This is a genomic window from Streptomyces sp. NBC_01508, from assembly GCF_045040315.1.
In the GTDB taxonomy this organism is placed as follows: Bacteria; Actinomycetota; Actinomycetes; order Streptomycetales; family Streptomycetaceae; genus Streptomyces.
Genome location: NZ_CP109419.1, coordinates 3,055,222 through 3,078,872, shown reverse-complemented (window position 1 = coordinate 3,078,872; position 23,651 = coordinate 3,055,222). Strand labels below are relative to the sequence as shown.

23 protein-coding genes and 1 pseudogene are annotated in these 23,651 nt (G+C 70.9%); 10 read left to right on the top strand and 14 right to left on the bottom strand.

The genetic code is table 11. The annotated features are described in order from the left end of the window. The first annotated feature begins 21 nt into the window (after positions 1-21). Positions 22-378 carry a hypothetical protein gene (locus OG700_RS14040; RefSeq protein WP_405613378.1) on the top strand — a complete coding sequence of 119 codons (357 nt, stop codon included), beginning with the start codon at positions 22-24 and terminating at the stop codon, positions 376-378. Positions 379-433: 55 nt separating this feature from the next. Here OG700_RS14040 and OG700_RS14035 read toward each other — a convergent pair whose 3' ends face one another. The 3 genes from OG700_RS14035 to OG700_RS14025 all read right to left on the bottom strand — a co-directional run bounded on the left by OG700_RS14035 (position 434) and on the right by OG700_RS14025 (position 3,208). Further along, positions 434-1,483, bottom strand: a complete 1,050-nt coding sequence (locus OG700_RS14035) for a LacI family DNA-binding transcriptional regulator (RefSeq protein WP_405613376.1) — start codon at positions 1,481-1,483, stop codon at positions 434-436. 317 nt (positions 1,484-1,800) lie between these two features. Continuing rightward, complete coding sequence (locus tag OG700_RS14030; protein WP_405613374.1) at positions 1,801-2,535, bottom strand: isocitrate lyase/phosphoenolpyruvate mutase family protein; 735 nt, start codon at positions 2,533-2,535, stop codon at positions 1,801-1,803. Positions 2,536-2,686: 151 nt separating this feature from the next. Further along, positions 2,687-3,208, bottom strand: a complete 522-nt coding sequence (locus OG700_RS14025) for a carboxymuconolactone decarboxylase family protein (RefSeq protein WP_405613372.1) — start codon at positions 3,206-3,208, stop codon at positions 2,687-2,689. 47 nt (positions 3,209-3,255) lie between these two features. Here OG700_RS14025 and OG700_RS14020 point away from each other — a divergent pair, with 47 nt between their 5' ends. Beyond that, positions 3,256-4,788: a PLP-dependent aminotransferase family protein gene (locus OG700_RS14020; protein ID WP_405613370.1), complete on the top strand. Its 1,533-nt coding sequence runs from the start codon at positions 3,256-3,258 to the stop codon at positions 4,786-4,788. 246 nt (positions 4,789-5,034) lie between these two features. On the opposite strand, the gene OG700_RS14015 is transcribed toward OG700_RS14020, so the two are convergent. After that, positions 5,035-5,889 (bottom strand): hypothetical protein, encoded by an 855-nt coding sequence (locus OG700_RS14015; protein WP_405621698.1) that lies wholly within the window; start codon positions 5,887-5,889, stop codon positions 5,035-5,037. A 140-nt stretch (positions 5,890-6,029) separates the two neighbouring features. On the opposite strand from OG700_RS14015, the gene OG700_RS14010 reads away from it, so the two are divergent. Next, on the top strand, positions 6,030-6,311 hold the full coding sequence (locus OG700_RS14010) for a hypothetical protein (RefSeq protein ID WP_405621696.1): 282 nt from the start codon (positions 6,030-6,032) through the stop codon (positions 6,309-6,311). Positions 6,312-6,331: 20 nt separating this feature from the next. Next, the gene (locus tag OG700_RS14005; RefSeq protein WP_405621694.1) at positions 6,332-7,513 is read left to right on the top strand and encodes a glutathionylspermidine synthase family protein; all 1,182 of its coding nucleotides are present in this window, start codon (positions 6,332-6,334) and stop codon (positions 7,511-7,513) included. A gap of 76 nt (positions 7,514-7,589) precedes the next feature. Here the strand turns inward: OG700_RS14005 and rocD are convergent, their stop codons facing one another. The 4 genes from rocD to OG700_RS13985 all read right to left on the bottom strand — a co-directional run bounded on the left by rocD (position 7,590) and on the right by OG700_RS13985 (position 11,295). Next, on the bottom strand, positions 7,590-8,795 hold the full coding sequence (gene rocD, locus OG700_RS14000) for an ornithine--oxo-acid transaminase (RefSeq protein ID WP_405613368.1): 1,206 nt from the start codon (positions 8,793-8,795) through the stop codon (positions 7,590-7,592). Between the two features lie 145 nt (positions 8,796-8,940). Then, a complete protein-coding gene (locus OG700_RS13995; protein WP_405613366.1) occupies positions 8,941-9,657 on the bottom strand; it encodes a hypothetical protein in 717 nt (238 codons plus the stop codon). Positions 9,658-9,776: 119 nt separating this feature from the next. After that, on the bottom strand, positions 9,777-10,631 hold the full coding sequence (locus OG700_RS13990; RefSeq protein ID WP_405613364.1) for a hypothetical protein: 855 nt from the start codon (positions 10,629-10,631) through the stop codon (positions 9,777-9,779). Continuing rightward, a complete protein-coding gene (locus tag OG700_RS13985) occupies positions 10,624-11,295 on the bottom strand; it encodes an RNA polymerase sigma factor (protein ID WP_405613362.1) in 672 nt (223 codons plus the stop codon). Before OG700_RS13985 ends, OG700_RS13990 begins: the two co-directional genes overlap by 8 nt. 69 nt (positions 11,296-11,364) lie before the next feature. Here OG700_RS13985 and trpS point away from each other — a divergent pair, with 69 nt between their 5' ends. Together trpS and OG700_RS13975 are read left to right on the top strand one after the other, a co-directional pair. Continuing rightward, entirely contained in the window at positions 11,365-12,384 is a 1,020-nt protein-coding gene (trpS, locus tag OG700_RS13980) for a tryptophan--tRNA ligase (protein ID WP_405621692.1), read from the top strand. Between the two features lie 321 nt (positions 12,385-12,705). After that, positions 12,706-13,302 (top strand): 2'-5' RNA ligase family protein, encoded by a 597-nt coding sequence (locus OG700_RS13975; protein WP_405613360.1) that lies wholly within the window; start codon positions 12,706-12,708, stop codon positions 13,300-13,302. A 112-nt stretch (positions 13,303-13,414) separates the two neighbouring features. On the opposite strand, the gene OG700_RS13970 is transcribed toward OG700_RS13975, so the two are convergent. After that, positions 13,415-14,170: a decaprenylphospho-beta-D-erythro-pentofuranosid-2-ulose 2-reductase gene (locus tag OG700_RS13970; RefSeq protein WP_405613358.1), complete on the bottom strand. Its 756-nt coding sequence runs from the start codon at positions 14,168-14,170 to the stop codon at positions 13,415-13,417. Positions 14,171-14,264: 94 nt separating this feature from the next. Further along, a complete protein-coding gene (locus tag OG700_RS13965) occupies positions 14,265-15,689 on the bottom strand; it encodes an FAD-binding protein (protein ID WP_405613356.1) in 1,425 nt (474 codons plus the stop codon). A gap of 178 nt (positions 15,690-15,867) precedes the next feature. On the opposite strand from OG700_RS13965, the gene OG700_RS13960 reads away from it, so the two are divergent. After that, positions 15,868-16,755 (top strand): YihY/virulence factor BrkB family protein, encoded by an 888-nt coding sequence (locus OG700_RS13960; RefSeq protein ID WP_405613354.1) that lies wholly within the window; start codon positions 15,868-15,870, stop codon positions 16,753-16,755. A gap of 204 nt (positions 16,756-16,959) precedes the next feature. On the opposite strand, the gene OG700_RS13955 is transcribed toward OG700_RS13960, so the two are convergent. Further along, on the bottom strand, positions 16,960-18,231 hold the full coding sequence (locus OG700_RS13955) for a D-alanyl-D-alanine carboxypeptidase family protein (RefSeq protein ID WP_405621690.1): 1,272 nt from the start codon (positions 18,229-18,231) through the stop codon (positions 16,960-16,962). Between the two features lie 175 nt (positions 18,232-18,406). On the opposite strand from OG700_RS13955, the pseudogene OG700_RS13950 reads away from it, so the two are divergent. The 3 genes and pseudogenes from OG700_RS13950 to OG700_RS13940 form a co-directional block, all read left to right on the top strand. Continuing rightward, positions 18,407-18,643: pseudogene (locus OG700_RS13950) on the top strand (SCO4848 family membrane protein); the annotation flags it as partial. A 175-nt stretch (positions 18,644-18,818) separates the two neighbouring features. Continuing rightward, positions 18,819-20,111, top strand: coding sequence for a metallophosphoesterase (locus OG700_RS13945; RefSeq protein WP_405613352.1), 1,293 nt, complete (start codon positions 18,819-18,821; stop codon positions 20,109-20,111). Positions 20,112-20,321: 210 nt separating this feature from the next. Beyond that, positions 20,322-20,468: a hypothetical protein gene (locus tag OG700_RS13940; protein WP_405613350.1), complete on the top strand. Its 147-nt coding sequence runs from the start codon at positions 20,322-20,324 to the stop codon at positions 20,466-20,468. Here the strand turns inward: OG700_RS13940 and OG700_RS13935 are convergent. From OG700_RS13935 to sdhA, 3 genes are all read right to left on the bottom strand, one after another. Next, entirely contained in the window at positions 20,451-20,975 is a 525-nt protein-coding gene (locus OG700_RS13935) for a hypothetical protein (protein ID WP_405613348.1), read from the bottom strand. The two genes, OG700_RS13940 and OG700_RS13935, sit on opposite strands and share 18 nt — an antisense overlap. Before the next feature lie 138 nt (positions 20,976-21,113). Then, positions 21,114-21,893, bottom strand: a complete 780-nt coding sequence (locus OG700_RS13930) for a succinate dehydrogenase iron-sulfur subunit (protein ID WP_405613346.1) — start codon at positions 21,891-21,893, stop codon at positions 21,114-21,116. Beyond that, entirely contained in the window at positions 21,893-23,647 is a 1,755-nt protein-coding gene (gene sdhA, locus OG700_RS13925; protein WP_405613344.1) for a succinate dehydrogenase flavoprotein subunit, read from the bottom strand. Before sdhA ends, OG700_RS13930 begins: the two co-directional genes overlap by 1 nt. Positions 23,648-23,651 lie beyond the last annotated feature (4 nt).

Genomic DNA, 23,651 nt, shown 5'->3' with positions numbered 1-23,651 from the left:
CGGGACGGACAGTATCCGAAGATGAAGCGATTCGGACAGAACAAAGAGGAGTTCACGGTACTCGTCGTGCGCGAGGCCGACGAGGTTGCCGAGGCGGTGCACAGCGCGCTGAGGACCGCCGGTCCCGAGGAACGGCCTGGGCTGGAGCGCGCGGCCGCGCTCCTCGCCGCCGCGAAGGAGACCACCGACAGTGAGCTGCGGGGGAGTTGGGCGCTCCGGAAGATCACCGAGGCCGGTGTGCGGGGGCGCGCCGACTCGGTGCGGGCGGTGAAGGCGCTGCGTGAGGCCGAACCGGGGCTGAGCCTCCTCCAGGCCGTACGGCTGTCGCAGGAGGCCGCCGCGCTGGAGGACGAGGAGGACCACGGGCGAACCGCCTGACGGGCGAGAGGCGTTGGGGCTGGACGTGGTGGGGGCTGGACATGGCGGGGGAGTGTTACGCGGACTCCCGCACCACCAGCGTCGGAGTGAAGATCATCGAGGGCGGCGGGCCGCCCGGCGCGGCGATCTGCTTCAGCAGCAGCCTGGCCATCTCCGAGGTCATCTCCTCGACCGGCTGACGCACCGTCGTCAGCGCCGGATCGCAGGTCAGCGCCGCGTTGCTGTCGTCGAAGCCCACCACGGCCACGTCGTCCGGCACCCGTCTGCCCGCCCGCAGGAGCACCGGCAGCGCGCCCAGGGCCATCAGGTCGGAGGCGATGAACACCCCGTCCAGGTCCGGGTGTTCGGCCAGCAGCCGCCGCATCGCCGCCGCGCCGCCCGAGTGCGTGAAGTCGCCCTCCGCGACCGCCACGTCCTCGATCCCGTACATGGCCATCGCCGCCCGGAACCCGGCGAGCCGCTCCCGCCCCGCCGGCATGTCCTGCGGCCCCGCGACCGTACCGATCCTGCGCCGCCCCAGCCCCGCCAGACGCCCGGCGGACAGCCGCGCGCCCGCCGACTGGTCCGCCTCGACGTAGGTGAGCGGCGACGGCTGTCCGGGCCGGCCCGCCAGCACGGCGGGCAGCCGCGTCTCGTGGACCAGTCGGGGCAGCGGATCACCGGCGTGCGAGGAGATCAGGACGATGCCGTCGACGTGGCCCTGGCGCAGATACGAGAGCAACTGGCCGCGGGAGGCGGCGTCGTCGGCCAGCATCAGCACCATCTGGACCCCGGCCGGCCGCAGCACGTCGAGCAGCCCGCCCACCACCCGGCCGAAGTACGGATCCGAGAACATCCGCCCCACGAACGGCTCGGCCACCGAACGCCGTTCCCGCTCGGAGACCACCAGCGCGACCGAGTCGGTTCGGCGGGTCACCAGGGAGCGCGCGGCACGGTTCGGCACATAGCGCGTGGTGGCGATGGCCTCCTCGACGACCGCGCGCAGCGCGGGATCCACCGTGGTCACTCCGTTGATCACGCGCGACACCGTGGCGCGTGAGACGCCTGCCACGGCGGCCACGTCCTCCAGGGTCGGGCGCGCGGGCGGGGTGGCGCCGGCAGTCATGCAGCCTTTATAGCGGTTGGTACTTCGGCGCCCGGGGTGGGTTCGCGGGCTGTCGGGAGGGGGCCACGGCGCGGCGTTGCGGGGCGGCGCGTTCGAGACCGGCGAGTTCGCCTCGCCTCGCCTCGCCTCGCCTTGCCTTGCCCCGCCTCGATGAGTGTGGCGGCCTCGGAGCGCGACACCTGGGCGGAGTGCTCCAGATGGTCGCGGATCTGCACGGCGAAGACCTTCTCGAAGGCCGCGCCCTCGGCAGCCCCGGCTCCGTCAACGGCGTTCGCACACTGCCGAGTTCGGCGCGTTGCGTTGTGGTGCCGTGTGGCTCAGGCGCGCAGGCGCGCCGCGCCCTCCCGTACCGCCGCCATCGCCTGTCGCTGGAGCCCCGGACCGAAGGTGATGCGCGTCGCGCCGAGCTTGCCCAGCTCCGACAGTTCCGCCGTGCCGCACGGCGCCGCCCCGACGTTGACCGGGCCGGTGATCCCCGCCCGGAGCGCCGGGATCGCCTCGCGCGGGGCGCCGATCGGGTACACGCAGTCCGCGCCGGCGGCCACGTACAGACGGGCGCGGGCGATCGCCTCCGCCGGGTCGCTGACGCCACGGATGAACGTGTCGACGCGGGCGTTGACGAACAGCCGGTCCCCGGCCGCCGCCCGGACCTCGGCCAGCCAATCGGCGTGCCGGCGCGGGTCGTTGAGGCCGCCGGCGGCGGAGTCCTCCAGGTTGCAGCCCACGGCGCCCGTGCCGAGCAGGCGCTCGACAAGCTCGGCCGGGGCCAGCCCGTAGCCGCCCTCGATGTCGGCGCTGACGGGCACGGCCGGGTCGGCCGCGGAGACGGCCCGGACGATACGGGCCACCGCCGCGAACATCTCGTCCGGTGGCGTTGCGCCGTCCTCGTAACCGAGCGAGGCGGCGACCCCAGCGCTCGGTGTGGCGAGTGCGGGGAAACCGGCCTCGGCGTAGACGCGGGCACTGCCCGCGTCCCACGGCCCCGGCAGGACGAGCGGGTCTTCGGCGGCACGGTCGTGATGCAGGGCGCGGAACGTGGTCAGAAGCGTCATGGCTGATGCGTATCCCGGGTGAGGAGGCGGATTCGGCAGGCGGAGGACGGCGGATGGTGCGCCGGGTCCGGCCGGTGGCCGGTCTGCGCGCGGCCGACAGATCGCGAGACCCGGTCGCCGCTCCCCGGCCACCGCGTCACCGCGCCAGGGGTCACCCCTTGCGCGCCGCCGGGGTGTAGTAACCGGGGGGCAGCCTCGTCGCCACCCCGAACCGGTTCCAGGAGTTGATGACCGTGATCGCGGCGATCAGATACGCCAGTTCGGTCTCGTCGAATTGCGCCGCCGCCCGGCCGTAGACGTCGTCCGGCACGAAGCCGTCCGTCAGCACGGTGACCGCCTCGGTGAGCTCGATCGCCGCGATCTCCTTCGGCGAGTAGAAGTGGCGCGACTCCTGCCAGGCGCTGAGCTGGATGATCCGCTCCACCGACTCCCCGGCGGCGAGCGCCGCCTTCGTGTGCATGTCCAGGCAGAGCGCGCAGTGGTTGATCTGCGAGGCGCGGATCTTCACCAGTTCGTACAGCACCGGGTCGATGCCCTGCCCGATCGCCTTCTCCAGCCCGCGCATCGCCGTGAAGACGTCCGGAGCGAGCTTCGCCCACGCCATACGGGGCTCGTGTGCGGGGACGCGGTCGTGCGGGTGGGCGTGGTTCGGGTCGCTGTCGTTCGTCTTCATGGAGACGACGCTACGCGTCCGGTGGCGCAGCGGTATGGTCCACTTCCATGACCGATTCATGGGCCAATGAGGCGAGCGGCGAGGAGCCGGCCGGGGAGCGTGCGGGCAGCGGGAACCGTCAGCCCACCGCTGTCACGGTCGGCGCCGACCTCCATCTGGAACTGCGCGGTCCGGGACTCCGTACAGGGCTGATGGACGCCCTGCGCGAAGCGGTCCGCAACGGGCGGCTGACTCCCGGCACCCGGCTGCCCTCGTCCCGTACGCTCGCCGCCGATCTGGGCATCGCGCGCAACACCGTCGCCGACGCGTACGCCGAACTCGTCGCCGAAGGCTGGCTCGCGGCGCGGCAGGGCTCGGGGACGCGGGTCGCGCGGCGCGCCGCGCCGCGCACGCGGGCGCCGAGCGGCCCGCAGGCCCTGCCGGTGAGCCGCAGGCCCGCGCACAATCTGCGGGCCGGCTCACCCGACCTCGGGTCCTTTCCGCGCGGCGAATGGCTCGCCGCGGCCCGACGGGCACTGACAGCGGCGCCGCACGAGGCGTTCGACTACGGCGACCAGCGCGGGCGCGTCGAACTGCGTACCGCCCTCGCCGACTATCTGGCCCGGACACGGGGGGTGTACGCGGACCCGGAGCGGGTCGTCCTGTGCTCCGGTTTCGTCCACGGTCTGACGCTGATGGCTCAGGTACTCGCGGCCCGGCGGGGGAGTGCGGGGGCTCGCGGCGGCGCCCGGGCGAGGGCTCGGGCGGTGGCTCGGGCGGTGGCCGTCGAGTCGTACGGGCTCGACTTCCACCGGTCCGTCCTCACCGGCGCCGGGCTGCGCACCCCCGCGCTCGCGATCGACGAATTCGGCACCCGCACCAAGGAGTTGACGGCCGGGCGGGGCGGCTTGCGGGGCATCGACGCGGTGCTGGTGACTCCCGCGCACCAGTTCCCGACCGGTGCCGCGCTCCATCCCGACCGGCGCGCGGCGGTGGTGGACTGGGCGCGCGGCGCGGGCGGGCTGATCCTGGAGGACGACTACGACGGGGAGTTCCGCTACGACCGGCAGCCCGTCGGCGCGCTCCAGGGCCTGGACCCGGAGCGGGTCGTGTACATGGGTACGGCGAGCAAGTCGCTGGCCCCAGGGCTGCGGCTGGCGTGGATGGTGCTGCCCAAGGTGCTGGTGGGGGAGGTGATCGAGGCGAAGGGCGAGGTCGCGGCGGTGCCGAGCGCCATGGACCAGCTCACGCTCGCCGAGTTCATCTCCTCCGGTGCGTACGGCCGTCATGTGCGCTCCATGCGGCTGCGCTACCGGCGGCGGCGCGACCAACTGGTGGAGGCGCTGGCCGAACACGCGCCGGAGTCACGGGTGACCGGCATCGCCGCCGGGCTGCACGCCGTGGTCGAACTCCCGCCGGGCACCGGCGAACGCCCCATGATCGATGCGGCGGCCCGGCAGGGCCTGGCGCTCCAGGGCCTGTCCGGCTTCCGGCACCCGTCGGTCCCGCCGGGGCGCGACGCGCTGGTCGTCGGCTACGGCGCCCCGACGGACAGCGCCTGGGCCGGCGCACTGGCCGCGCTGTGCCGCGTGCTGCCCTAGGGCATGTTGCGAAAGTCCCGCCTGGCCGACGACGCCTGGCACGCGCACTCGCCGCGTTGTCGGAATCATCCAAGTACGTCCAGTACGAGAACGATCCTCCGCCTTGCGATCGCACGCACCAGACGCCGTCGGCCCCGCCCTTCGGGCGGACGGCGCTACTTTCGCAACACGCCCTAGGTGGTGGAGCACGCTCAGCTGCGTGGGGTCGGCGCACTGTGACGGGACGGGTGATCGTGGCGACAACGATCAAGTCCGGCTGCCCGCGCCCGTCCCGGTCTTCGTGTCCACCCCGGCCTCGCCGAAGCGGGCCAGCGCCAGCGCGCCCGCCACCGCCACGGCGAAGCCGACGACCGCTAGCCAACCCAGCCCGGCGCGCGTGCGGTCACCGAGCCAGACGACACCCACCACGGCCGGGCCGATCGTCTCGCCGATCACCATGCCCGCCGTCGCCGTCGTCACCGAACCTCGTTGGAACGCCGACGTCAGCAGCAGGAACGCGGCCCCGCCCCCGAGCAACAGGGCATATACCGCAGGGTTGGTGACCAGCTCGCCCGGAGTGAACCCGTCGATGAGCCGCACCGACACCTCGACCACCCCGAACCCCGTCCCCGCCCCGAACCCGAGCACCAGCGCCCTGGACCGGTCGGGCAGCCGGCCGGCCACCGCGCCCGCAAGCAGGACGGCTGCGGCGACCCCCAGCATGGCCGGGCCCAGCGCTGCCGGTCCGCTCTCCGTGCCCTCGGCCCCCGACGACAGACCGAGCAGCGCGAGCCCGGCACAGACCACGCCGACCGCTGCCCACTCGGCGCCGGAGAGCCGTACGCGCAGCAGCCGGGCCGCGACCACCGCCGTGACCGCGAGACTGGCCGCCAGAGCCGCGCCGACGGCGTAGATCGGCACGGAGCGCAGCGCGACGATCTGGAGCACGAACCCCAGCCCGTCCAGGGCGAGTCCGGCCAGATATCGCCACTGCCGCAACGCGCGCAGCAGCAGCGCGGCGTCCACGCCCGAGCCGGTGCCCGGTTCCGCCGCGCGGGCGGCGACGGCTTGCAGGACGGAGGCCGTGCCGTAGCAGACCGCTGAACCGAGCGCGCAGATCATCCCAAAGAGCACAAAGGGAATGTAGTTGAGGAGAGTTCATGGACCGGCTGTCCGGCGTGGCGGCCGGGCATCTAATGTTTGCGGCGAGCACGAGATTGACGGGTCGACGGATCGACCGGCAGACGGGGGAGGACGGGGCCATGGCCGCCGTAAAACAACGCAGGCTGCGGTCGAGCACGGTCGTGCTCGGCGGTATGGGGATACTCGCACTGACGATCACCTCCTGTGGTTCGGAACCGGACCGGCGCTGCGCCGACCGGAGCACCTATGAGGAGCTTTCCAGCTCCGACTGCGACAGCACCGGCAGCGGCTCGTACTACTACGGCGGCAAGAGCAGCAACGGCTTTGTCCAGGACGGCAGTTTCGACAAGTCGACGGTCGACCGCGGCGGCTTCGGCTGCTCGGGCACCGGCGGCGGCTGAGCGGGCGTCGGCGCGCCATGATGCAGCGTCGGACCATCGAGCCACGCCCCGGCTGGCAGCAGACGGTCGAGGAGCAGGGGCTCGTCTATCCGCTCACCCGCTACCCGGACGACTCCCTGCGTCCGTACTGGGACGAGAGCGCCTACTACGTCTTCTCCCTTCCCGAGGTCGAGACCCTCGAAGTCGTCGTCGAGGAACTGCACGCCATGTGCCTCGCCGCCGCCGAACACATCGTCAAGAACGACCGATTCGCCGATCTCGGCATCACCGACCGCCGACTGGCCGCGCTGATCGCCGAATCCTGGCGCCGCCGGGACGAACTGCCCTCCATCTACGGCCGGTTCGACCTCCGCTACGACGGCACCGGCCCGGCCAAGATGCTGGAGTACAACGCCGACACCCCCACCTCCCTGGTCGAGGCCGCCAGCCCGCAGTGGTTCTGGATGGAGGAGCGCTTCCCGGGCGCCGACCAGTGGAACTCCCTGCATGAACGGCTCATCGAAGCCTGGCGCCGCCAGGCACACCTCCTTCCTCCGGGACCCCTGCACTTCGCCCACTCCGACGGTGACGAGCTGGGCGAGGACCTGATGACCGTCGCCTATCTGCGTGAGACGGCCCAGCAGGCGGGTCTCGACACCGAGGCCCTGTCCGTCGAACAGATCGGCTGGGACAAGCTGACTGGCCGCTTTGTGGACGAGCGACTGCGGTTCATCCGCAGCTGCTTCAAGCTGTATCCGTGGGAGTGGCTGACCACGGACCGCTTCGGCCCCCAGGTGCTCGACACCCTCGACAACGGTGGCGGCACCGGCAGCACCTGCTGGATAGAGCCCGCCTGGAAGATGCTGCTCTCCAACAAGGCGCTGCTGGCGATCCTCTGGGAGCTCAACCCGGACCACCCGAACCTGCTGCCCGCCTATCTCGACGGACCCCGGGAACTCGCCCTCGACGGCGGTTACGTTTCCAAGCCCCTGCTCGGCCGCGAGGGCGCCGGGGTCACCGTCCACGAACCCGGCCACCCTCCGGTCGTGCGCCAAGAGGCCTGCTGCTACCAGGAGTTGGCGCCGCTGCCCGATTTCGACGGCAACCGGGTCGTGCTCGGCGCCTGGGTGGTGGAGAACGAGGCGGCGGGCCTCGGGATCCGTGAATCGGCGGGCCCGATCACGGACGAGTACGCCCGCTTCCTCCCCCACGTCATCCTGTAGACCAGGGACCAGGGACCAGGGGCTGGTGGCCGGCGGTGTGTACGCCGGTCACCGCCCCCACCCCCGTCAGCCACCGCTACCGGGTCAGGACAGCCCGCAACTGCTCCAGGCCCCAGTCCAGATCCTCCTTGCTGATCACCAGCGGCGGGGCGATCCGGATCGTCGACCCATGGGTGTCCTTCACCAGCACCCCCCGGTCCATCAGCTTCTCGGAGATCTCCCGCCCCGTGCCGTACGACGGAGAGATGTCCACGCCCGCCCAGAGCCCCCGGCCGCGCACCGCCTCCACCGCGCCGCCGGTCGCCATCAGCCCCAGTTCGTGGTGGAGATGATCGCCCAGCTCCGCCGCCCGCTGCTGGTACTCACCGGTGCGCAGCATCGCGATCACCTCAAGGGCCACCGCACACGCCAGCGGATTCCCGCCGAACGTCGAGCCGTGCTCCCCGGGCCGGAACACCCCGAGGATCTCGGCCGACGACACGACGGCCGACACCGGCACCACCCCGCCGCCCAGCGCCTTGCCCAGCACATACATGTCGGGCACCACGCCCTCGTGCTCACAGGCGAAGGTCTTACCGGTCCGGCCCAGACCGGACTGGATCTCGTCGGCGATGAACAGCACGTTCCGCGACCGGGTCAGCTCACGCACGCCCGCGAGATAGCCCGGCGGCGGCACCAGCACCCCCGCCTCGCCCTGGATCGGCTCCAGCAGGACGGCGACGGTGTTGTCCGTCATCGCGGCGTCGAGCGCGGCGAGATCCCCGTACGGAACGATCTCGAAGCCCGGCGTGTAGGGCCCGTAGTCCGCGCGGGCCTCCTGATCGGTGGAGAAGCTGATGATCGTGGTCGTACGCCCGTGGAAATTGTCGGCCGCGACGATGATCTTCGCTGTGCCGTCCGGTACCCCCTTCGTCCGATAGCCCCACTTGCGGGCCGTCTTCACGGCGGTCTCCACCGCCTCCGCGCCCGTGTTCATCGGCAGCACCATCTCCATGCCGCACAACTCGGCGAGCTGGGTGCAGAAGTCGGCGAACCGGTCGTGGTGGAACGCCCGCGAGGTGAGTGTCACCCGCTCCAACTGGGCCTTGGCGGCGTCGATGAGGCGTCGATTGCCGTGGCCGAAGTTGAGCGCCGAGTAGCCGGCGAGCATGTCGAGGAAGCGGCGCCCCTCGACGTCGGTCATCCATGCACCGTCCGCCGAGGCGACGACGACGGGCAGCGGGTGGTAGTTGTGCGCACTGTGCGCCTCCGCAGAGGCGATGGCACTCTCCGTTGTCGCCACGGGTTCTCCGTTCGGTCGGTCGAGACAAGCCATCCGGTCAGGACGCGGGGGCGCCCCTGTTTCTATCGTCACTCGCCAGTGTGGACGAAGAAACCTTGCCTCCGGCGTGCCCCGGGAGACAACCCCGCAGGCGGGTCGGGTTGGATCACATCTCCAGCAGCTGCCTGCGCGGACCCGCCTCCGGCCTGTTCCCGCCCCGTCCGAACGGCGGCCGGGGCAGTCGCCCCGCCAGCGGACGCAGCACCAGGCCCAGCACCACGCCGGCCCCCAGCGCCGGTATCGCCCACCACCAGCCGTCCGTGCCCCCGGAAGACGCCCCCGCCGCCGCGGCCCGCTGCTGGTCCTTCGCGGGCGTATCCGCCGCGCCGGCCGCACTGCCGTCCCTCTCGCCCATGACGCCGAACTTCTTCAACAGCGCGCGCAGCGCGGCCGGGTCATACGCCTTGTGCCATACGCCGGTGTCCAATCCCGACCTGTCCGTCGACGTGTATATCCAGACCGTCGAGGCGTCCGCGCTCGGATACACGCGGTCCAGCCGCCAGGGATCCACATCGTGGGCCATCCACGTCACATTGATCTGCCGGGAGCCCATCGCCGATTCCACGGACGGCGGGGGCTTCTTCTGCCCCTTCGGCAGCCCTCCCATCCCTTCGCTGCCGAGCTCCGTCGACAGCGCCTCGTACTCCCCGTCGCTGAAGTAGAACGAGGCCGTCTCCGCGCTGTCCGGGGAGGCGATCAGCACGCTCGTGGGACCACCGGCCACCGCGCTCGGGGCGAACGCCCAGGTCAGCGCCGTGACCGCGATCAGAGTTGCCAGGGCACGCCCGAGCCGTCCGACCGTGCTCGTACATCGAAGTCGCATGATTCCCCCTGCCGACGCCCGGCCCGGACCGTCCGGACCGCCTTCGCGTCACTTCCTGTACACCGCCCGAGCCGGACCGGTTCCCACTTCACCGCACCTTCTTCGGTCAGTCTCTTCGGTCAGCGCATCGACTGGGCGACAGCCGTCGCGCGCTCCACCGACGACACGCCCTCCAGCCGCAGCGTCAGCCGCTCGTCGGTGCTCCCGCTCCGGCCGCCGACCTCCCACAGCAACGTCGGACCCGCCGTCCGCGCCGACTGCGTCCAGCCCGCACCCCGGCCGTCGATCATCCGGAATCGCAGGAGATGAGGATCGGCGAACCACAGGCCCGTCGACTCGTTCACCTCCCCGGCGTTCAGCAGCACCCACTCGGGCATGTGCCGGACCTGCTTCGAGAACCCCATGTCCAGACCGGCCGGGAACTCGTCCAGCCGTATCGTCCGCCCCCTGGAGTCCGTCCAGCACAGACTCACCACCGGACGGCCCGCCGACACCGTGTCCAGCGACACCCGGTCGGGGGCGCCGAGCTCGGCCGGGATCCGTGGTGTGAACCCCGCCCGCCGCTCCACTTCCTCGATCGGCACCGGATTGGCGCAGCCCGGCACCGGCGCGCTCGGACGGGGTGTCGCCGCCGGGTCGTACCGCACCTGGACCCCGCCGAAGTCGAACCAGTCGGCCACCGCCGCCCGCACCGGCGGCGTCAGCACCAGCGCGACCAGCAGTCCCGAGAGACCGGCGGCCAACGCGCGCCACCTGCCGCGCGGCAGACGACGGAGCCGCGCCACCCGAGCCGCCCACCCGGACACCCGCGCCCGCGCCCGCGCCGGGGTCGGGGTCGGAACGGGCGCCGCGTCGGCGAGGAGCTGTGCCAGCACACGCTCGGCCATCGTCTCGCCGTCGACATCCGGGACCCGCATACCGCGCCCCAGCTCCCGCAACTCCTCGGGAAGATCGTCACGTTCGCCGTCACTCATGCCCGCCACCTCCTCTCTCTCCCGAGCCCGAGCCCGCCCCAGACCGCGGCCCCCGCTCAGAAGCGGACGCGGGCGTGGGCGCCAGCAGCCCGCCCATCAGTTTCAGCGCGCGACTCAGCCGGGACTTCACCGTGCCCCGCGGCCAGCCCAGCGCCTCCGCCGTCTCCGCCTCGTTCATCTCCAGCAGATAGCGGCACGCCACCACATCGCGGTGGTCGTCGCTCAGCTCGTCGAGCGCCGCCCACAACTCGGCGCTCCGCTCCTCCCGCACCGCGGCCACCGCGGGATCGGCCGATTCCGGTATCAGCGGCTCACCCCGCAGCAGCGCCGCCTCGCGCCCCGCCACGGCCCGCAGCCGGACCGCCGACCGCACGGTGTTCCTTGTCTCATTGGCGACGATCCGTATCAGCCAGGGCCGGAACGGCGCACCGTCCTTGAAGCTCCCCAGGGACAGATACGCCTTGATGAACGCGGACTGCACCACGTCCTCGGCTTCCGCCCCCGCGCCGCAGGCCACCGCCACCCGGAGCGCGATCCCCGTATAGGCGCGCACCAGCTCCGCATACGCCTCCCGCTCCCCGGAACGCACACGCGCGATCACAGCCGATTCATCCGCAACCGTCAGGATGCGGCCCCCCTCCAGGGTCCCCTCCCGTGTCCTCACACCCTTGATACACCGGTCACCGCAGATCCGTTCCCGGCCTGTCCCGACCTGTCAGTGCCACCTGAGAGAATGTTCTACATGGCCACTCGTCCTCGCGCGCTCTCCGGCATCCAGCCCACCGCAGGCTCGTTCCATCTCGGGAACTACCTCGGTGCGATCCGGCAGTATGTGGCGCTGCAAGAAACCCACGACGCGTTCTACATGGTCGTGGACCTGCACGCGATCACCATGCCGCAGGAGCCCGCCGACCTGCGCGCCAACACCAGGCTCGCGGCGGCGCAGCTCCTCGCGGGCGGTCTCGACCCGCGACGCTGCACGCTGTTCATCCAGAGCCATGTGCCCGAACACGCCCAGCTGGGCTGGGTGATGAACTGTCTGACGGGCTTCGGCGAGGCGTCGCGCATGACGCAGTTCAAGGACAAGTCGGCCAGGCAGGGCGCCGACCGCGCCACCGTCGGACTCTTCACGTATCCGATCCTCCAGGTCGCCGACATCCTGCTCTACCAGGCGGACTCGGTCCCGGTCGGCGAGGACCAGCGCCAGCACGTCGAGCTGACACGTGACCTCGCCGAGCGGTTCAACACCCGCTTCGGCAGTACGTTCACGGTCCCGAAGCCGCACATCGTCAAGGAGGTCGCGAAGATCTACGACCTCCAGGACCCGTTGATCAAGATGAGCAAATCGGCGTCCACGCCGAAGGGCCTGGTCAATCTGCTGGACGACCCCAAGGTCACCGCGAAGAAGATCAAGAGCGCCGTCACCGACACCGGCACCGAGATCCGCTTCGACGCCGACGCCAAGCCGGGCATCAGCAATCTCCTCACGATCTTCTCCACGCTCACGGGCGCGAGCGTCCCGGACCTGGAGCGGAGATACGAGGGCAAGGGGTACGGCGCCCTGAAGGTGGACCTGGCCGAGGCCGTGGTCGATTTCGTCACACCTTTCCGCAGCCGCACCCAGGAGTATCTGGACGATCCGGAGACGCTGGACTCGATCCTGGCCGAGGGTGCCGAGAAGGCCCGCGCGGTCGCCGCGGAGACTCTGGCCCAGGCGTACGACCGGATCGGTCTGCTGCCCGCGAAGCACTGAGCGGGTACTGAGCGGGACCGGGCAGGGGTCCGCCGACCACGGCTCGCCCGCCCCGGCCGGCCGTCGGCGCCGTACCGCATGCGCGCCGCCCGCGTACTGCTGACCAAGGACCCTGGCCAGGCGGGCGGTGTGGGCGCCACACTGGCGCAGGGACGGAATCGGCCACACCCTCGGCGCGGCCACACGAGCCGCACCACGCACGACCTTCACGACAGTCACATCCGCACCAAGGACCAAGCACGTGGCAGCACCTTGCAGCACGTAGCAGCAAGCACCAAGCACCAAGCGACACCCGCACACACACGGACTGAGGAGAACGACGTGGGGACCGTAACGCTCGGCGTTTCGATCGCGGTCCCGGAGCCGTACGGCAGCCTGCTCCAAGAGCGCCGTGTGGGCTTCGGTGACCCTGCCGCGCACGGCATCCCCACGCACGTCACGCTCCTGCCGCCGACCGAGGTCGACGCCGCGACGCTGCCCACCGTCGAGGCGCATCTCGCCTCGGTCGCCACGGCGGGCCGCCCCTTCCCCATGCGGCTCTACGGCACGGGCACCTTCCGCCCGCTGTCGCCGGTCGTCTTCATCCAGGTCGTCGAGGGCGGCTCGGCGTGCACCTGGCTCCAGAAGCGGGTCAGGGAGGCGTCGGGGCCGCTGGTACGGGAGCTCCAGTTCCCGTACCACCCCCATGTGACCGTGGCGCACGGCATCTCCGAGGAGGCGATGGACCGGGCGTACGCGGAGCTGGCCGACTACACGGCCGGCTGGAGCTGCGCCTCCTTCGGCCTCTACGAGCAGGGCGCGGACGGCGTGTGGCGGATGCTGCACGAGTACGCCTTCGGCGGTGGTACGGAGATCACGGGAGTGCCCTCGCAGAGCACCCCCGTCGACCTGCCCGCCACCTCGTCCCTCCGCCAGTAGCCGGCGTCAGCCCCCGACCCGACCCGACCCGACCCGACCCGACCCGGCCCGACCCGGCCCCCAGCCCCGGCCGGCCCCGACCCAGCACCAGCCCCGGCGCCGGAAACACGGCTCAGACCGGCAGCCGCCGGAAGAGCGGCCTCGGCAGATGCCGCAGCACCGACATCGCCACCCGCAGCGCCCCCGGCACCCACACCGTCTCCGAGCGGCGCCGCAGCCCCAGTTCCACGGCCGCCGCCACCGCCTCCGGCGTGGTGGCCAGCGGAGTCTCCTCCAGCCCGGCCGTCATCCTCGTCCGTACGAAGCCGGGCCGCACGACCATCACATGCACACCCGTGCCGTACATCGCGTCCCCGAGCCCCTGCGCGAACGCGTCCAGGCCCGCCTTGCTCGACCCGTAGATGAAATTGGCGCGCCGCGCCCGCTCGCCGGCCACCGACGACAGCACCACCAGCGAACCGTGCCCCTGCGTCTGCATCGCCGCCGCGCACACCAGACCGGCCGAGACCGCCCCCGTGTAGTTGGTCTGCGCGACTCGGACGGCGGCCGGCGGATCGGCCTCGTCGTGCGCCTGGTCGCCGAGTACGCCGAAGGCGAGCAGCGTCATGTCGATGTCGCCCTCCGCGAAGACCTTGCCGAGCACTTCCGCGTGCGAGGCGGGGTCGAGCGCGTCGAAGTCGACGGTGCGGACGTCCGCGCCCTGGGTACGCAACTGCTCGGCCGCGGTGTCGAGCGCGGGTGACGCGCGGCCGGCCAGCCAGACCGTACGCGTACGGCGCGCGATCAGCCGGCGCGCCGTGGCCAGCGCGATCTCGGACGTCCCACCGAGGACGAGCAGGGACTGCGGGATGCCGAAGGCGTCCTTCATGGTGCTGTGCTCCTTGCAGCGAGGGGTGCGGGGTGCGGGGATGCGGGTGTGCCTCACGCAGGCTGAGACGAGGCCCGAAGCGAGGACCCGGCCGTCAGATCGAGAGACGGCGGGAGAGATCGGAGACGAAGACACCGCGCGGGTCCAACTCGGCCCGTAGCGACCGGAATTCGTCCAGTCGCGGATACATCGCGGCCAGCAGTTCGGGCCGCAGCCGCGAGTCCTTCGCGAGAGCGACCCGGCCCCCGGCGGCGGCGACGTCCTCGTCCAGTTCGTCGAGGAAGGGGCCCAGGCCGGGCAGCCCGGTGGGGATGTCCAGCGAGAGCGTCCAGCCGGCCATCGGGAAGGACAGCCAGCCGGGATCACCCGCGCCGAAACGCTTGAGCACGGCGAGGAAGGAGGGGCAGCCGCGCCGGACGACGCGTCGCACGATCCGGGTCAGGGCCTCTTCCTGGCCGTGTCCGACGGCGAACTGGTACTGGACGAAGCCGCCGCGCCCGTACACCCGGTTCCAGCGCGGCACGCCGTCCAGCGGATGGAAGAAGGCCGGGATACGACGGAGTTCACCGGTCCGCCGGTGCGGCGCGCCCCGGTACCGGAGCTCGTTGAAGAGCCCGACCGCGGTGCGTCCCAGCAGCCCCTCGGGTACGTAGGAGGGCGCGGCGGGCAGCCGGCCCGGCCGGAAGGCGAGCGGCTGTCTGCGGGCGCGACCGGACAGCGCGTCGAGTGGCGTGTGGTCACCACGGATGAGGACGGAGCGTCCCAAGGAGGAGCCACGGGCGAGCAGATCGATCCAGGCCACCGTGTAACGGTGGCGGTCTCCGGACGTGTTGCCGGTCGTGTTGCCGGACGCGGTGTCGGACGTGTTGTCGGACGCGGTGAGACGGGCCATCAGATCGTCAAGGTCCGTGGCGCGTTCGGTGTCGACGGACATCAGCGAGGTCTCGACGGGGTGCAGCCGGAAGGCCGCCGTAAGGATCACTCCCGTCAGCCCCATACCGCCCGCCGTCGCGTCGAACAGGGGCGTGCCGGGCACGACCGTACGTACGGCGCCGTCGGCGGTGAGCAGCTCCAGCGACAGCACGTGGCGGGAGAACGAGCCCGCCACCGGGTGGTTCCTGCCGTGGATGTCGGCGCCGATCGCCCCGCCGACCGTGACCTGGCGGGTCCCGGGCGTCACCGGCACGAACCAGCCACGCGGCAGCAGCACCTCCATCAGCCGGTGCAGGCTGATCCCCGCCTCGCACACGACAATCCCGGCCTCGGCGTCGAGGGAGATGACGCGGTTCAGGGCGGTCATGTCGATGACGGAGCCGCCCGCGTTCTGCGCCGCGTCGCCGTACGCGCGGCCGAGGCCGCGCGGGATGGAGCCGCGCGTACCGCAGTCGCGTACGGCGCGGGCCGTCTCCTCGTGGGAACGGGGCCGTACGAGACGGGCGGCGGCCGTGGGGGCGGTACGGCCCCAGCCGGTGACGGGGACGATGTCGTCGGTGAGAGGGTCGGCGATCTCGGCAGACATGGTCGAGACGGTATCGCCCTAAACGTCATTCTTTGCGCTGTAAGCCGTATTCGCTGCTGTACTCGTATGAATGGGTGGTTCGTTGGATGGTTCGGCGGGTGTCGTCGGACGGCGACGTGAGAATCGGCATCCGGGGTACCCGACCGTTGGCTTTCCGATCCGAGGGCAGGTCTCCGTCATGGACTGGCTGAAGAAACTCCCCGTCGTCGGCCCGCTCGTGGCCCGGCTGACGCTGACGCACGCCTGGCGTTCCTACGAGACCCTGGACCGGGCCCACTGGTCCCGGCTCGCGGCGGCGATCACCTTCATCAGCTTCCTGGCGCTCTTCCCGCTGATCACCGTGGGCGCGGCGATCGGGGCAGCGCTGCTCAGCCAGGACCGGCTCGACCGGCTCCAGCGCAAGCTCACCGACCAGGTGCCCGGCATCTCCGACCAGCTGGATCTGCACGCGCTGGTCGCCAACGCGGCGACGGTGGGGCTGGTGGCGGGCGCGCTGCTGCTGTTCACCGGCATCGGCTGGGTCGGCTCGATGCGGGAGTGCCTGCGCGCCGTATGGGAGCTGGACGACGCGGAGGACGGCAACCTCTTCGTACAGAAGGGCAAGGACGCGGTCATCCTCGTCGGGCTCGGCGTCACCGGTCTCGCCTCGATCGGCGCGTCGGCCCTCGGCTCCACGACCGTCGGCTGGACCGCCGACCGGCTCGGCATCCCGGAGGGCGGCGCGGGCGGGGTACTGCTCCAGATCGCGGCGATCGCCGTGGCGGCCGTCGCGGGCTTCCTCATCCTGCTGTACGTGCTGACGCTGCTGCCCGGCGTGCACCCGCCACGGCGCCGGCTGGTCGTCGCCGCGATCATCGGCGCGGTCGGCTTCGAACTGCTCAAGCTGCTGCTCGGCGGCTATGTGCGGGACGTCGCGGGTAAGAGCATGTACGGCGCGTTCGGGGTGCCCGTCGCGCTGCTGCTGTGGATCAACTTCACGGCGAAGCTGCTGCTGTTCTGTGCCGCCTGGACGGCGACGCCGAGCAAGGCGGAGCCGGTGGGTGGGGCTGTGGCCGGGGAGCGTTGACCGGGTCCGTCCGGTGGCCGGGTTTGTCCTCAATCGCCGGACGGGCTTGGGGTGGGTTCCGGCCGGTGGGTGGTGTCCTCAATCGCCGGACGGGCTTGAGATGCCCGCCGGACGGGCTTGGGGTGCCCGCCGGACGGGCTTGGGGTGCCCGGCGGACGGGCTTGGGCTGGCCACCGGACGGTTTGAGGTGGGCGGCCACACGGCCTAGCGGCGCGGCAGGCGCTTGACCAAGTCCGGGAGCGGCCAGCGGCGGTTCACCAGGAAGACGGCCGCCGCCAGCAGCAGCAGCGCGCCGCCCGTGATGGCCACCGCGATCTTCATCCCGCTCGACCCGGACGACGCGGAAGCCTTGTCGCCCAGCGAGGCCTGGTCCGTCCCGGCGCTGCCGCCCGCCTCGCCCTTGTCGCCCGAGTCCTTCTGCCCCACGGCCTCCTTGTCGGAGCGGCCGTCGGCGGACCGGGGTTTCACCAGCGCGCCGACCGGCTTGACCTTCCCGGCGGCGGTGAAGCCCCAGTCCAGCAGTCGGCCCGTCTCCTGATAGACCGCCAGGCTCTCCTTCTCGGACGGATTCATGACCGTGACCAGCAGGACCCGGCCGTCGCGTTCGGCGACACCGGTAAAGGTCGAGCCCGCGTTGGTGGTGTTGCCGTTCTTGACTCCGGCGATGCCCTTGTAGGGCTCCAGGCCGGAGTCACCGGTCAGCAGCCGGTTGGTGTTCTGGATCTCGAAGGTCTCGCGCTTCGGGGCCTTCTTGCCCTTCTTCGCCTTCTTCTCCTCGCCGGGGAACTGCACCCTGACGGTCGAGGAGTACTCCCGGAAGTCCTTCTTCTGGAGTCCGGAGCGGGCGATCAGGGTGAGGTCGTACGCGCTGGAGACCTGGCCCTTCTCGTCGTAACCGTCCGGCGAGACGACATGCGTGTCGTTCGCCCCGAGATCTGCGGCGTGCTTGTTCATGTCGGCGACCGTCTTGGGGACGCCACCGTTCATCTCGGACAGCACGTGCACGGCGTCGTTGCCCGAGCGCAGGAACACGCCCATCCACAGGTCATGGACGGTGTACGTGCTCTCCTCCTTGACCCCGACGAGGCTGCTGCCCTCGCCGACGCCGGCCAGGTCGGCGTTCGTCACCTTGTGGGACTCGGTCTTCGGCAGCAGCGGCAGGACCGTGTCGGCGAAGAGCATCTTCAGCGTCGACGCGGGCGGCAGCTGCCAGTGCGCGTTGTGCGAGGCCAGTACCTCGCCGTTCTCGGCGTCCGCGACGATCCAGGATCGGCCGGTCAGCTTCTTCGGCAGGACCGGCACGCCGGGGGCGAGATTCACCTGGGTCCCGGGCTTGCCGAGAAGGGAGCCGCCGACCGTCGACATGGCCGCTGGTGGCTTCGGCTGCTTGTCCTCGGACTTCGCCGCGTTCGCGTCGTCCGCCAGGACGGGCGCGGCGGTCAGGATGGGCAGCAACGCGGCGGTGAGGACCGTCAACACGGCCTTTTTCAATGCGGACACGGTCGAGAACGTACATGGCCTGGCCGGTGATCCGAACACCGACGGGTGGACCCGCCGCTTCCGCCGCTGGGACAGACCACTTTCCGGCCACCGGCCCCCGGCGGGCAGCCCCCGGCGAAGCGACGGGGAGGGCTGCGGCGATACTGGAACCATGAAGCTCAGCCGCCCCGTGTCCTGGTTCCTGCTCGCCTTCGGGGTGTGGAGCTGGTTCATCTGGATCACTTTCGTCAAGAATTTGTGGCAGGACGGCAGCGGACTCGCCTTCGACGACGCCGGTGACCCCACGGGCTACTTCTGGGTGCATCTGCTGCTCGCCATTACGTCCTTCCTTCTGGGGACGGGAGTTGGGGCGGTGGGGTTCCGTGGAGTCCGCGCCTGGCGGCGCGAGTCGAGCGACGAGTTGAGCGGCGAGTCGAGCGGCAAGTTGAGCGGCAAGTTGAGCGGCGAGTTGAGCGGCGAGTTGAGCGGCGAGTCGACGTCCGAGCCGCTGCCCGATTCGAGGAACGAACCCGGCGACGAGCACGTAGTACAGAGACAGCGACAGGGATAAAGGGGATCGGCTCGTGATCGTCGTGGTTGTTCTGGTGGCGCTCGCCGCCGTCACGCTGGTGGCGGGCGCGCATTACTACATATGGCGGCGCCTGGTCCGCGACACGACCGTGGCGGGGGGTACGGCCCGCAAGGCGGGCACCGCCGTGATCATCATGCTGCCGGTCCTCGCCGTCGCCGGTGTGGGGGTGGGCCGCGCCGAGACACCATTCGCGCTGAAGCAGATCCTCGGCTGGCCCGCGTACATGTGGCTGGCGACGCTGCTGTACCTGCTGCTGGCACTGCTGGTGGGCGAAGCCGTACGGCCGCTGCTGCGCCGGGTGCTCGACCGCCGGGCGGCGGCAGCGGCCGGTACGGCCCCGGAGACGGCCCCCGTCGAGGAGCCGGCGACCGTCGGCGCGCCGTCGGCCTCGAACGCGCCGCCCCCCTCCAGCCCCGGCCCCGGCGCCGGTACCGACCACACGGCCGCCCCGGCCACCGCCCCCTCCCGGCGGCTCTTCGTCTCCCGCGTCGTCGGCGGCGCCGCTGCCGCCGCCGCGCTCGCCACCGTCGGATACGGCACGGCGAACGTGCTGCGCGGCCCCAGCGTCAAGCGCGTCACGGTGCCCCTCGCGAAGCTGCCCCGTGCCGCGCACGGCTACCGGATCGCCGTCGTCAGCGACATCCACCTCGGCCCGCTGCTGGGCAGGGCCCACGCGCAGCGCGTCGTGGACACCATCAACTCCACGAACCCCGATCTCATCGCCGTCGTCGGCGACCTGGTGGACGGGACCGTCGCCGACCTCGGCCCGGCGGCCGAGCCGCTGGCCGGGCTGAAGGCCAGGCACGGCTCGTACTTCGTCACCGGAAACCACGAGTACTTCGGCGACGCGGGCGAATGGGTCGACCACGTAAGGGAGTTGGGCCTGCACCCGCTGGAGAACGCCCGGGTGGAGATCGCCGGGTTCGATCTGGCGGGCGTCAACGACATCGCGGGCGAGGCGGAGGGCGAAGGCCCCGACTTCGCGAAGGCGCTCGGCGGCCGTGACCCGGCGAGGGCTTCCGTACTCCTCGCGCACCAGCCGGTCGTCATCCACGACGCGGTCAAGCACGGCATCGACCTCCAGCTGTCGGGACACACCCACGGCGGCCAGATGTGGCCGGTGAACTACATCGCGCAGGCGGCCAACCCGACCCTGGCCGGTCTTGAGCAGTACGGCGACACCGCGCTCTACGTGACACGCGGGGCCGGGGCGTGGGGTCCGCCGGTGCGGGTCGGGGCGCCGGCGGACGTCACCGTCGTGCAGTTGGCTTCGCGCCAGGCGTGACGCGTCGGGCCGGGCGCCAGACCCTCAGTCATAGAAAGGCGACCCTGGTGCCCTGGCTGGCGACCCAGTCCCAGAACGACTCGTGGCAGCCGACCTCGTCCCCGTCCTTGAACGACCAGGACACGACGGTCGGGGACCCGGCATCGTCCAGGACGTCGAGGTCGAACAGGAACGCCTCGTAGTCGGTCCAGCCGGCGCGTCGAGCCGGCGGTGGGCCAGGCCGTCACGTTCTCGGTCGAGGACGCGGAGCGGGACGGCTACCGCAGGCGCGCGGTGACGGTCTGGCTCGAAGGCACCGAAGGCACCGATGGCACCGATGGCACCTCGCACACCTCGTCGCTACATGCTGCTGAGTGAACGGGCGTAGCCCACCTGCCCCATGATGATCTGGAAGGAGTCCGGACCGGTGGCCGGGACCATGGTCGAGTGGTGCTTGCCGCCGCTGGTCACCATCACCTGGATGAAGCCGGTGGTCTTGCGCTCCTTCATCAGCAGGAAGAGCAGACCGAGCAGACAGAAGAGGAAGAAGACGACCGCCAGGACGATGGCGTGCGCCGGGATCTTCTCCTCCGTACGCGACATGTCCGTCGCGTTCCACACCGCGCCGCGCAGCGGCAGCGTCCCGGCCGGCGTCACGATTCCGTGGTTCATGACGGTGATGTCGCCGATCGACACCAACGGCGCGCCGCCGCCCACCGGAACGAGCTGCCCGGCCTGCGTCGGGTCGTAGCCCGGACCGCCCGCGCCGGGATAGCCGTACCCGGGCGCCGGGGCGGGGTTCGGGTAGCCGTAGCCCGGCTGGGTGGGACCCCATCCGTAGGCGCCGTCCCCCTCCGGATTCGGGTTCGGATTCGGCTGGCTCATGTCTCCCCGCTTCCCTGCTGCTGCTTGGTCGGACTGAATCCTGGCACAGAAAGGACCCGTCCCGTACGGGCCGTTACGGCTTTGTACGGAAACGGGCCCCCACCCGACAGGAACGCGCGAAGCGCGTGCGCCGGCCGCTCAGAAGCGGCGCGTGATCAGCGCGCGCTTGACTTCCTGGATCGCCTTCGTGACCTCGATACCGCGCGGGCAGGCGTCCGTGCAGTTGAACGTCGTGCGGCAACGCCACACGCCGTCCTTGTCGTTGAGGATCTCCAGGCGCTGCTCGCCCGCCTCGTCACGCGAGTCGAAGATGAAGCGGTGCGCGTTGACGATCGCCGCCGGGCCGAAGTACTGCCCGTCGTTCCAGAACACCGGGCACGACGACGTGCACGCCGCGCACAGGATGCACTTCGTCGTGTCGTCGAACCGCTCGCGGTCCTCGGCCGACTGAAGCCGCTCGCGCGTCGGCTCGTTCCCGGTGGTGACCAGGAACGGCATCACGTCGCGGTACGCCTGGAAGAACGGGTCCATGTCCACGACCAGGTCCTTGAGGACCGTGAGCCCCTTGATGGCCTCGACCGTGATCGGCTTCGCGGCGCCCGTCTTCTTGTCGAACGACGTGATGTCCTTGATCAGCGTCTTGCAGGCGAGGCGGTTCCTGCCGTTGATCCGCATCGCGTCCGAGCCGCAGATCCCGTGCGCGCAGGAGCGCCGGAAGGTCAGCGAGCCGTCGACGTCCCACTTGATCTTGTGGAGGGCGTCGAGCACCCGCTCCTTGGGGTCGATCTCGATCGAGAAGTCCTCCCAGCGGGACTCGTCGGAGATCTCCGGGTTGAAGCGGCGGATCCGCAGCGTGACCGTGATGTACGGCGATGCCGCGGATTCGGCCTCGACCTTGTCCATGAGGGGAGTTGCCATCAGTACTTACGCTCCATCGGCTGGTAGCGGGTCTGGACGACCGGCTTGTAGTCGAGACGGATGGACTCGGTGCCGTCGTCGCCGACCTCGCGGTACGCCATGGTGTGGCGCATGAAGTTCACGTCGTCCCGGTTGGGGAAGTCCTCGCGGTAGTGACCGCCGCGCGACTCCTTGCGGGCGAGCGCGGAGACGGCCATCACCTCGGCCAGGTCGAGCAGGTTGCCCAGCTCGACGGCCTCCAGCAGATCCGTGTTGAAGCGCCGGCCCTTGTCCTGGATGGACACGCGCAGATAGCGGTCACGCAGCGCGCCGATCTTCTCGACGGCCGTGCGAATCGTTTCCTCCGTACGGAAGACCATGACGTTCGCGTCCATGGTCTCCTGGAGCTCGCGGCGGATGTCCGCCACCCGCTCGGTGCCCGTGGAGTCGCGCAGCCGCTCGATCTGCGTCTGGACCAGCTCGGCCGGGTTCTCGGGGAGTTCGACGTGCTCGTGCCTGGCCGCGTACTCGGCGGCGGCGATCCCGGAGCGCTTGCCGAAGACGTTGATGTCGAGCAGCGAGTTGGTGCCCAGCCGGTTGGCGCCGTGCACCGACACGCACGCGACCTCGCCGGCCGCGTACAGACCGGGCACGACGGTCGTGTTGTCCCGCAGCACCTCGCCCTGGACGTTGGTCGGGATGCCGCCCATCGCGTAGTGCGCGGTGGGCTGGATCGGGATCGGGTCCGTGTACGGCTCGATGCCCAGATACGTACGGGCGAACTCGGTGATGTCCGGGAGCTTGGCGTCCAGCTGCTCCGGCGGCAGGTGCGTCAGGTCGAGGTAGACGTGGTCGCCCTCGGGACCGCAGCCGCGGCCCTCGCGGATCTCGGTGTAGATCGACCGGGAGACGACGTCGCGCGAGGCGAGGTCCTTCATGACGGGCGCGTACTTCTCCATGAAGCGCTCACCGTCCTTGTTGCGGAGGATGCCGCCCTCGCCGCGGGCGCCCTCCGTAAGGAGGATGCCCATGCGCCAGATGCCCGTGGGGTGGAACTGGAAGAACTCCATGTCCTCCAGCGGCAGCCCGCGCCGGTAGCAGGCCGCCTGGCCGTCGCCGGTGAGCGTGTGGGCGTTGGACGTCACCTTGAAGAACTTGCCGGTGCCGCCGGACGCGTAGATGACCGACTTCGCCTGGAAGACATGGATCTCACCGGTGGCCAGCTCGTACGCGACCACGCCCGCCGACGTCTTGACGCCGTCGATCTCCACGATCAACTGGTCCAGGACGTAGAACTCGTTGAAGAACTCCACGCCCTCCTTGACACAGTTCTGGTAGAGCGTCTGGAGGATCATGTGGCCGGTGCGGTCCGCCGCGTAGCAGGACCGGCGGACCGGGGCCTCGCCGTGGTTACGGGAGTGGCCGCCGAAACGGCGCTGGTCGATGGTGCCGTCCGGCGTCCTGTTGAACGGCAGACCCATCTTCTCCAGGTCCAGGACCGCGTCGATGGCCTCCTTCGCCAGGATCTCGGCGGCGTCCTGGTCGACCAGGTAGTCGCCGCCCTTGATCGTGTCGAAGGTGTGCCACTCCCAGTTGTCCTCCTCCACGTTGGCGAGCGCGGCGGCCATGCCGCCCTGCGCGGCGCCCGTGTGGGACCTGGTGGGATACAGCTTCGTCAGCACGGCGGTACGGCTGCGCTTGGTCGACTCGATGGCCGCGCGCATACCGGCGCCACCGGCGCCGACGATGACGGTGTCGTACTTATGGATCTTCATTGCT